We start from the raw sequence: 8,948 nt of genomic DNA, 5'->3' as shown, positions 1-8,948 counted from the left end.
CGACCTCGTCGGGGTATGGGTGCACTCGGACAGCAAGAACGGCAAGGACGCCGGCGAGCTCGCGGGCATCGACCCGCTCGGCGTCGCCGCCACCCAGGACGAGTCGGCGATCCTCGGCGGCGACGCGGACTGCGTCGTCTACGCGGCTCCGGCGCCGCCACGAATGAAGGAAGCGATCGGCGACCTGTGCCGAATCCTGTCCGCCGGAAAGAATGTCGTCACGACCGCGATACCGGGACTGGTCTACCCGCGCGGGTCGATGCCCGCGAGCTCGCCGGCGTCCTTGCCGTTCTTGCTGTCCGAGTGCACCCATACCCCGACGAGGTCGAGGTTGGGCCGGTCGGCGATGGTCCGGATCGCGTACTTGCCCACCCCGCCGGTGGCCCACACCGCGACCTTGTACGTGTCGTTCACGATTTCGGCTTCCTTCTCCAGTGCGGGCTCTTGATGGCCTCGACGGCGTCGGTGACGTAGCGGTCGAGCGGGCGCGGTTTCTTGTTGGACTGGCGGACCCACTGTTGGAACGCGAAATCGCCCGCGGCGAAGCCGAGTTGGACCAGCAGGCCCGGCCGGATGTCGGCGTCGGGATTGGCCCCCATGCGCTCGCCGATCAGCTTCGTCGCCCGCTCCTTGTCCGCCGGTGTGTGCAGCGTGACCTTGTCGAGCAGATGAGGGGCCACCAGCAACGCCTCGCGCCACTGGTCGCAGTCGGCCGGATCGAACGACCGGGTGCGGAGGACGATCGCGTTGACCAACGCGACGTCGGGTGATTCGGAGGCGGGCCGCTCCTCGAGCATGCTGACGATCGCGGCGCCGCCATGGCGCAGCGGGGCGAGCAGCAGCTCCTCCTTGGTCGGCACGTGCCGGAAGAAGGTGCGCGGGGAAACGCCTGCGGCCGAGGCGATTTCCTCCGTCGTCACGGCGTCGTAGCCGCGCTCGATGAACAGCCGGAACGCAGCGCGCCGGATGTCGGCGCGGATCTGGGCGCGCTGTCGTTCCCGCAACGACTGGCTCACCGGAAGCTGCCGATCCCGCCGTCGACTTGGATCGTCTGGCCGGTGATGAACGTCGCGTCGGTGGAAAGCAGGAACGCCACCAGCGCGCCCACGTCGGTGCGGACGTCGCCGATGCGCTTCATCGGCACCCGCGCGACGGCCTTGGCATAGTCGTTGGGCGCGAACTGTTTCCACGCTTTGACGCCGTCGGACTCGGCGAACGGGCAGATGACGTTGACGCGAATGTTGTCGCGCCCCCACTCCAGGGCGGCAACCTTCGAGAGCCCGCGGATGCCTTCCTTGGCGGCGGCGTAACCGCCCCACTTGGGTTCGCCGCCGGTGCCGGTGCCCGAGCCGAGGTTGACGATCGAGCCGCCGCCCGCCTCGACCATCAGCGGGTAGACGGCCTGCATGAGCAGGAACGTGGCCCGGGGCCCGACGTCGTATCCGAGCGCCAGGTCCTCGGTGGTGATGTCGACGAATCGTTTGGGCTCGTTGGTGGCGATGGCGTTGTTGACCAGGCCGTGCACGGTGCCGAACGCTTCGACCGCGGCCGCCACGATCCGCGGCGCGCTGGCCGGGTCGCGCAGGTCGGCGACCAGTTGTTCGGCGCGCCCGATCTGCTTGAGCTCGGTGGTCGTCGCGTTCAGGACCTCGTCCTGGATGTCGACCAGCAGCACCGACGCGCCGCGTTCCAGCAGCGCCGCGGCGATGCCCTTGCCGACGCCCTGCGCGGCGCCGGTGACGATCGCGGCGTGGCCCCGCATCGAGTCGGGGTGCGAGTAGCTCATCGTTCCGGCCCCAGCTGCAGCGGTACGCCGCGGTGCATCTCGTAGGTGCTGCGCGCGCCGTCGGGCAGCTCGATGAACTCGACCGGTGTCCCGTCGGGGTCCTTGACGAAGAACATTCGTACCCCGCCGATTTCGAACGGCTCCTGGTCGGGCGGGTAGCCGGCGGCGGCGATGCGGCGGTGGGCGTCGTCGAGATCGGGCACCCGCAGCGACACGTTGTGGATGCCGGTGATGCCCCGGCGCTGCTTCTCGTCGGGTTTGGCGCCGAGCGAAAGCAGCTCGACCATCAGCCCGCCCAGCAGGCCGCCGACCACCCGACCCTCCTGCTTTCGCTTCGCGTGCAGTGCGGCATCGAAGGGCTCGCCCGAGATCAGCGTTTCGAAGACGACGTCCATGCCGAGCGTGTCGCGGTAGAACGCCAGCGCGCGGTCCATGTCGGTCACCCCGACGACCAGGTGACAGAACGACACGTCGTTCAGCGCGGTCACGGCTTTTCCGCGAGATCGGGTGCGGGACGCCCGGCGAACAGCGGCAGCTCGAGGTAGGTCTTGATGCCCGGCTCAGCGGCGCAGACGTCGGGGATGGCGTTGACGCAGTGGTTGGCCGTGGCCACCACGCCCGGATTCTTTACCAGCCCTTCGGCGATCGTCTCCGGTTGCAGCCCCTTGAAGGTGAGGCTGACGCTGGGGTCGCCGGTGATCTCGACCTCGAAGCGTTCGCCGCTCCCGCCGAAATTCCAGGCCGGTTCCAGGTTTTCCTCGCCCATCAGCCAGTTGACCGCGGCGGTGATGACAGGCTCGCCGTCGACGAGGGCCTGCCAGCGGAACCGGCGCGCTGCCACCTTTCCCGTGGTGATCGGGAAGGGGGCGTAGTCGATGTCGGAGGTCGCCACCGCGACGTCCTGGATGGTCCTGATGTTCGGCTCGATGCGAAATCCCATGTGGTCAGCCACCATTCGCACCGACTGTTTGAAGCCCGCCTCGAGCAGGCTGGCCATGGGTCCCTGCATCGCTTCCTCGGGCGTGCCGCCGAATCCCATGATGTGGCGCACGACGTCCGGGGCGTTGTAGGTGCGGATGTCGGAGAACTCCTCGGCGCGCACGTGGGTGACCGCCGAGGAGAGCGAGGACAGCATCAACGGGAATCGCTCGGTGATGCCGCCGGGGTGGATCCCCGAACCATGAAGCGTCACACCGTTTTCGAGCGCTGCGTCGGCGATCGCCTGGTGGCGCGGATTGCTCAGGTCGGGGTAGACCCAGCCGACCGGGGTGACCACGTTCTTGCCGGACCGCAGGATCGCCAGGACCTCGTCGTCGTTGGGGACCAGCGGGCTGTACACGACGCAATCCGCGTCGAGGCCGAGCACGTCGTCGACGTTGGTGCTCGCCGCGACACCCAGGGGCGAAGACCCGATGATCTCGCCCACGTCGACGCCGTCCTTGCCGGCGCTGTGCACCCAGCAGCCGACGAGTTCGAGCTGCGGATGATTCAGCACGCATGCGATGGCGGCCTTGCCGACGCCCCCGGTCGCCCATTGGATGACCCGAATGCTCACCTGTGACCTCCCGAGTGCTTTACACGCCGACGACTGAAATGGCACAGTATGACCCGCTGACAGTCACTGTCAATGAAGCAGGGAAGGCGGGCGATGGGCGTACTCGACGGCAAGGTCGCGATCGTCACCGGCACCAGCCGCGGCGTCGGTGTCGGCATCGCGCACGAATTGCTGCGCGCCGGCGCCACGGTCGTCGGCTGCTCGCGCTCGCCCCTGGACACCATCCCGGGCATCGAAGCCGAGTGGACGACTCGCGCATCCCAGAAGGTTTGCGACCAAGGCGATTACCGCTCGATCGACTCATTTGTCGCCGACGTCGTGGCCGCCCACGGGCGCATCGACCTCCTGGTGAACAACGCCGGCGGCACCGTGCCGGCACCGCATGCCGAAAGCATTCCCCCACTCGTCGCGCGCATTCAGGGCGCACCGGACAGCGACGACGACTACGAGCGCACGGCGCTGTTTCACTCCTTCGCGGTGCAGATGAACCTCATCAGCCCGCTGTGGTTCGCGATCCGCGCGTACCGGCAGATGCGCACCCAGGACGGCGTGGGCTGCATCATCAACATCTCCAGCGGTGCGGGACACCCGGCCGGATCGCCGACCCTGGTCTCCTACGGCGCCGCCAAGAGCGGGCTGAACCATCTCACCCGGTCGCTGGCCGAGGAGTGGGGGCCGAAGGTTCGGGTCAACTGCGTCGCCCTGGGCCCGACGATGACCGAGAACTTCCGGTCGTTCGTGTTGCCCAAGGACGACCCGACCGGGGAAAAGTACTTCGCCGCAGTGCCGTTGCGCCGCGCTGGGGCACCCGCCGAGGTGGGTCGCGTCTGCGTGTTCCTGGCCGGCGGCGACGCGGATTTTGTCAACGGAACCACCATCGAATGCGACGGCGGCATGCTGCCCGGCGTCCTCTACGACGCAGGCCTGAAGACAATCACCGATCTGCTGTAGGAATCGCCACTTCGACCGGCGTCGATCTGCTACTTTCCGGACACGCCGACGGTTCGGCGAAGCCTGGGGAGGCACCGTGCATCGGACATTCGCCGCCGCAATGGGGGCCGCACTGGGATTCGTCGTGGTCGGGTGCGTCGGGGCGCCCCGGGCCGCCGCCGACAATCCGGTCTGCAGCCAGACATGGTGTTCCTTTTTGTCCCCGTCACGCAACATCGGCTGCGAGATCGACTATCAGCGCGGCCGCGACATACCCGACGAAGCGTATTGCCAGACGACGTCGCCGCCACAGTCCGTACATCTGTCCCCCGACGGGACGTTCAAGAGCTGCACGGGAGAATCCTGTCTCGGCAACGCAGGGGAAGGCACGCCCACCCTGCCCTATGGCCAAACCGCGTGGCTCGGCCCGTTCGGCTGTCGGTCGGAGGCAAGCGGCATCACCTGCAAGGTGACGTCAGGTCGCGGCTTTTCCATCTCCAACGCGGGGATTACGCCCGTCGGGTGACGCTCGTCCCGGCTCACCGCCCTATTCGACGTCGCAGGAACGGGCTCGGATGCCGGCGAGCAGCATGTCGATCGCCCGGTCGAAGTCTGCCGCCATGGTTGAGCGCTGACTTGTCTCGGCCAGTGCGGCCATGTGGGGGTGGTCGGTACGGGCCAGATGCCCGATCCGTTGAGCCAGCTCGGTATTGACCTGGTCCCGGCCGCCCGCGAGCCCGGTCGTCGGCAGCGGGCCGGCCAATTCCACTTGGGTAGCGCCCATCACGAGGCTGAGCACGCCCCGGAAGGCCGCGAGTCGATCGAGGTCGCCCAGGCCCGCGCGGCTGAGTGCTTCGATAAGGCGTTCGGCGGGAAGGTAACCCGCGGCCGAGACCGTGCGACGGGTGAGGACCAGCGGCGCCGCGTTGGGGTGTTGGCGCACGGTCCGCCAGATAGCCAATGCAATGGATTTGACGTCGGCGAGCCAATCGGCCGACGGGCGGGGCAGGTCGACGTCGGCGAGCACCGCCTCCGCGACGAGCCCCTCCAACTCCTCGCGATCCTTCACATAGTTGTAGAGGGTCATCGGGCCGGTGCCCAGCGCGGCCGCGAGCGATCGCATGCTGAGGACGGCGAGCCCGTCGCGGTCGACGATCTCGATCGCCTTTGCCCTTACCTCGTCGATGGTGAATCGCGCCCGCATGCCGAGCCTCCTCCGCCAACAGTTGACACGTACGACGTACGTATTGTACAAAACGTACGTCGTACGTATTCCCGGAAGGATCGCACATGGCGGCTATCGCCGACACCGAACGGGTGTCCTTCGCCTCGGACGGCGCCCGCTGCGCGGGCTGGCTGACCTTGCCCGCGGGTTCCGGCCCCCATCCCGGCGTTGTGCTCGCCCATGGCCTGGGCGCCACCCACGGCATGCTGATGGCGCAATACGAACAGCACTTCGCCGCGTCCGGGATCGCCACCTTGGCCTTCGACTACCGGTACACCGGCGAATCCGACGGCGAACCCCGCCAGCAGTTCGGCATGCGTCGCCATCGCCGCGACGTCGAGGCGGCGCTGGCCCACCTGCGCAACCACGACGGCATCGACCCGGCGCGGGCGGGCCTGTGGGGCACCAGCCTGGGCGCGCTGCACGTGCTGCAGGTGGCCGCGGGGCGCGCCGACGTCGCCGCCGTGGTTGTGCAGTGTCCGATCGTGCACGGGCCGGCAACGTTGCGCCGGAACGGCTTTCGGCCCGTGGTGGCGCTGGCGCCGGCGATCGCAGGCGACGCCCTCCGCCGCGCATTCGGAAGCGGCCGGAAGTATGTCCCCATCGTCGGCAACCCCGGAAGCCGGGCCGCGGTCACCGTCGCAAGGGCGCGGGATGGGTGGTATTCGACCGTTCCGCCCGGCTGTACCTTCGATAACCGCATCGCCGCCGCGGACGTCATTGGCGTCGCGTTCGCGAGCGCGAAACGGCGGTCGGCGAAAATCGCAGCGCCGCTTCTGGTTTGCGTATCGCAGCGGGAGACCCTGATGGACCCACGCCATGCCGAGGACGTCGCGCGTACCGCGCCCCGCGGCGTGGTTCGGCACTACGACGGTGATCACTTCCAGATCTACCATTCGCCACTGCTGGGCGAACTGCTCGCCGATCAGACCGACTTCCTGCGGGAGCACTTGGGTGTCTCGGGCCGCTGATGCGTTGCGGGCCAACGACGCGAGGTTCGTGGAATTCGCCCGCGGCATCACCGACACGCAATGGGCGCAGCCGAGCCTGTGCAGCGAGTGGACGAATCACGACGTACTCGCCCATCTCGTCGTCGGCTACAGCGCGGCCACGACAGCCGTTGCCGCGAGCATACTGCGGCGCCGCGGATCGTTCGACGCGGCGAATACCGAACTGGCGCGCAACCTTGCGGCACAGCGGCAGCCCGCCGAGTTGATTGACGAGTTCGCTGCGCTGGCGCGCAGCCCTCGTGGCATCGGCCGCGTTTTCCCCAGGCGGCTACTGCTGGGTGACCACGTCATCCACGAGCTCGACATCACCTACGCGCTGGGCAAAGAATCAGCAGTACCGCCGGCCGTCGTCGCCGCTGTCCTCGATACCCAGGTGCGGGTGCCTAATCCCTTCGTCCCGGCGGCCGCACGAGCTCGCGGGCTGAACCTGCGCGCCACAGATATCGATTGGTCTCGTCGCGCCGCGGGACCAGCAGTCGAGGGACGGGCCGCCCACCTTGCAGCGGCGCTCGCGGGGCGGCGGTGGGCGCTTCAGCACCTGAGCGGCGAGGGCGTCATGGCACTGTCTGCCCGGGAATGAGCGTCTGGCATGGTGAGTCACAACCGAACTGATGCAAGGAGACTCACATGAGCAGCTCGCTGGAGCCCACACCGGAGCAGTTCGCCGCGCTGGCCGGGCGGCCGGCCGACGCTCCGGTTGTGATGGTCAACTTGTTGAAGTTCAAGACCGCGGGCGGACTCGAGTCCTACCTGCAATACGGGCAGGAGGTCGCGCCGCACCTGCAACGCGTCGGTGCGACCCTGCGCTACGCCGGCGCGGCGCCGACGGTCGTGATCGGCGACGGTGAGCGTCCTTGGTGGGACGCGATTCTCATCGTCGAATACCCGACCCCGCAGGCGTTCATCGACATGGTGACGACGCCCGAGTACGCCGAGGTGCACCAGCATCGCGCGGCGGCTCTCGAGCGTGGCGACCTGATCGCGACGTCGGCGTGGTCGGTCGCCTGACCGGGGATCGGTAAACCGCGCTCGCCACAAAGTCCTTGCTTACTGCGCAGTTGGGGGTCTAATGGGTGGATGGAACCGATGGCGCCCACCGACGGCGTATTTCTGCTTGCGGAAACGCGCGAACATCCCATGCACGTGGGGGGCCTGTCGTTGTTCAAGCCACCCGAGGGCGCCGGTCCCGAGTTCGTCCGTGAGTTCACCGACGCCCTGCTCGCCAACGACGAATTCCAGCCCACCTTCCGCAGGCATCCGGCGACGATCATGGGCGGCATCACCCCGATGGCGTGGGCCGTCGACGACGAGGTCGACGTCGACTACCACGTCCGGCGCGCGGCGCTGGCAACCCCCAGACGCGTGCGCGAACTGCTCGAGCTGGCCTCGAGGCTGCACACCAGCCTGCTCGATCGCCACCGCCCGCTGTGGGAGCTGTACATAGTCGAGGGGCTGGACGACGGCCGGTTCGCCCTGTACAGCAAGATGCATCACGCGCTGATCGACGGCATCTCCGCGATGAAGCTGATGCAGCGCACGCTCTCGGTCGACCCGGACGACCGCGAGGTCCGGGCGATGTGGAGCCTGCCGCGGCGACCGCGCCCCAAGTCGGGCGGCTCGTCCCCACTGAGCTCGCTGGTCAAGACGGCGGGATCCGTTGCGGCACTTGCCCCGTCGACGGTGAAGCTGGCCCGTGCGGCTCTCTTCGAGCAACAGTTGAGCCTGCCGATGGCGGCCCCGCACACAATGCTCAACGTCAAGATAGGGGGCGCGCGCCGCTGCGCTGCCCAGTCCTGGCCGGCCGATCGCGTCCTGGCCGTCAAGAGGGCCGCCGGGGTGAGCTTCAACGACGCCGTCTTGGCCATGTGTTCGGGCGCGCTGCGCTACTACCTGATCGAACAGAATGCGCTGCCGGACGCACCGCTGATCGCGATGGTTCCGGTGAGCCTGCGCTCGAAGGAGGAGGCCGACGCCGGCGGCAACATGGTCGGCAGCATCCTGTGCAACCTCGCCACCAACGTCGAGGACCCCGCAGAACGGATACAGGCGATCAGCGGGTCCATGCGCGGCAACAAGAAAGTCTTGGCCGAACTCCCACGAATGCAGGTGCTGGCGTTATCGGCCCTGTACATGGCACCGCTGACGCTGGCGCTTATCCCGGGCCTCATCTCGTCAACTCCACCACCGTTCAACCTCGTCATCTCGAATGTGCCGGGACTTGCCGAGCCGATGTACTACGGGGGCGCCCGACTGGACGGCAGCTACCCGTTATCGGCGCTGCCGGAGGGACAGGCGCTGAACATCACCCTGGTGAACAACGCCGGCAACCTCGATTTCGGCCTGGTCGGATGCCGTCGCAGCGTTCCGCACCTGCAGCACCTACTCGCGCACCTGGAGTCGTCGCTGAAGGACCTGGAACGCGCCGTCGGGGTCTGACCGTCC

Annotated in this window: 11 protein-coding genes and 1 pseudogene; 6 read left to right on the top strand and 6 right to left on the bottom strand. The window is 68.0% G+C overall.

From position 1 onward, the window contains the following. Positions 1-246: 246 nt before the first annotated feature. From A9X00_RS30825 to A9X00_RS17435, 5 genes and pseudogenes are all read right to left on the bottom strand, one after another. A pseudogene (locus A9X00_RS30825) lies at positions 247-414 on the bottom strand (dihydrodipicolinate reductase); the annotation flags it as partial. Then, a complete protein-coding gene (locus tag A9X00_RS17450) occupies positions 411-1,016 on the bottom strand; it encodes a TetR/AcrR family transcriptional regulator (protein WP_067155910.1) in 606 nt (201 codons plus the stop codon). The gene A9X00_RS17450 and the pseudogene A9X00_RS30825, both read right to left, overlap by 4 nt. After that, positions 1,013-1,786 carry an SDR family NAD(P)-dependent oxidoreductase gene (locus A9X00_RS17445; protein WP_067155907.1) on the bottom strand — a complete coding sequence of 258 codons (774 nt, stop codon included), beginning with the start codon at positions 1,784-1,786 and terminating at the stop codon, positions 1,013-1,015. Before A9X00_RS17445 ends, A9X00_RS17450 begins: the two co-directional genes overlap by 4 nt. After that, complete coding sequence (locus tag A9X00_RS30015; protein WP_255363082.1) at positions 1,783-2,274, bottom strand: VOC family protein; 492 nt, start codon at positions 2,272-2,274, stop codon at positions 1,783-1,785. The genes A9X00_RS17445 and A9X00_RS30015 overlap by 4 nt, the downstream gene beginning before the upstream one ends. Continuing rightward, positions 2,271-3,341, bottom strand: a complete 1,071-nt coding sequence (locus A9X00_RS17435; protein WP_067155904.1) for a dihydrodipicolinate reductase — start codon at positions 3,339-3,341, stop codon at positions 2,271-2,273. The genes A9X00_RS30015 and A9X00_RS17435 overlap by 4 nt, the downstream gene beginning before the upstream one ends. Positions 3,342-3,434: 93 nt before the next feature. Here A9X00_RS17435 and A9X00_RS17430 point away from each other — a divergent pair, with 93 nt between their 5' ends. Then, the gene (locus A9X00_RS17430; protein ID WP_067155901.1) at positions 3,435-4,292 is read left to right on the top strand and encodes an SDR family NAD(P)-dependent oxidoreductase; all 858 of its coding nucleotides are present in this window, start codon (positions 3,435-3,437) and stop codon (positions 4,290-4,292) included. Between the two features lie 76 nt (positions 4,293-4,368). Then, a complete protein-coding gene (locus tag A9X00_RS17425) occupies positions 4,369-4,797 on the top strand; it encodes a hypothetical protein (protein WP_232006865.1) in 429 nt (142 codons plus the stop codon). A 21-nt stretch (positions 4,798-4,818) separates the two neighbouring features. On the opposite strand, the gene A9X00_RS17420 is transcribed toward A9X00_RS17425, so the two are convergent. Then, positions 4,819-5,475, bottom strand: a complete 657-nt coding sequence (locus A9X00_RS17420; protein ID WP_067155898.1) for a TetR/AcrR family transcriptional regulator — start codon at positions 5,473-5,475, stop codon at positions 4,819-4,821. Between the two features lie 86 nt (positions 5,476-5,561). Between A9X00_RS17420 and A9X00_RS17415 the strand changes: the two genes are divergently transcribed. From A9X00_RS17415 to A9X00_RS17400, 4 genes are all read left to right on the top strand, one after another. After that, positions 5,562-6,467 carry an alpha/beta hydrolase gene (locus A9X00_RS17415; RefSeq protein ID WP_067155895.1) on the top strand — a complete coding sequence of 302 codons (906 nt, stop codon included), beginning with the start codon at positions 5,562-5,564 and terminating at the stop codon, positions 6,465-6,467. Positions 6,468-6,495: 28 nt separating this feature from the next. Further along, positions 6,496-7,086: a maleylpyruvate isomerase family mycothiol-dependent enzyme gene (locus tag A9X00_RS17410; protein WP_232006862.1), complete on the top strand. Its 591-nt coding sequence runs from the start codon at positions 6,496-6,498 to the stop codon at positions 7,084-7,086. Between the two features lie 47 nt (positions 7,087-7,133). After that, positions 7,134-7,514, top strand: a complete 381-nt coding sequence (locus A9X00_RS17405; RefSeq protein WP_067155887.1) for a DUF1330 domain-containing protein — start codon at positions 7,134-7,136, stop codon at positions 7,512-7,514. Between the two features lie 69 nt (positions 7,515-7,583). Further along, complete coding sequence (locus A9X00_RS17400) at positions 7,584-8,942, top strand: wax ester/triacylglycerol synthase family O-acyltransferase (RefSeq protein ID WP_067155884.1); 1,359 nt, start codon at positions 7,584-7,586, stop codon at positions 8,940-8,942. Positions 8,943-8,948: the final 6 nt, after the last annotated feature.

Source organism: Mycobacterium sp. 1245805.9 (assembly GCF_001672915.1).
Classification (GTDB): domain Bacteria; phylum Actinomycetota; class Actinomycetes; order Mycobacteriales; family Mycobacteriaceae; genus Mycobacterium.
The sequence above is the reverse complement of the archived record's forward strand: the minus strand, read 5'-3'. Positions and strand labels throughout refer to the sequence as shown.

What these genes read in the sequence shown, in the direction of transcription:
- A9X00_RS17400 (WP_067155884.1), top strand. Translation starts at nt 7,584, where the DNA reads ATGGAACCGATGGCGCCCACCGACGGCGTATTTCTGCTTGCGGAAACG.
- A9X00_RS17430 (WP_067155901.1), top strand. Translation starts at nt 3,435, where the DNA reads ATGGGCGTACTCGACGGCAAGGTCGCGATCGTCACCGGCACCAGCCGC.
- A9X00_RS17405 (WP_067155887.1), top strand. Translation starts at nt 7,134, where the DNA reads ATGAGCAGCTCGCTGGAGCCCACACCGGAGCAGTTCGCCGCGCTGGCC.
- A9X00_RS17415 (WP_067155895.1), top strand. Translation starts at nt 5,562, where the DNA reads ATGGCGGCTATCGCCGACACCGAACGGGTGTCCTTCGCCTCGGACGGC.
- A9X00_RS17420 (WP_067155898.1), bottom strand. Translation starts at nt 5,475, where the DNA reads ATGCGGGCGCGATTCACCATCGACGAGGTAAGGGCAAAGGCGATCGAG.
- A9X00_RS17445 (WP_067155907.1), bottom strand. Translation starts at nt 1,786, where the DNA reads ATGAGCTACTCGCACCCCGACTCGATGCGGGGCCACGCCGCGATCGTC.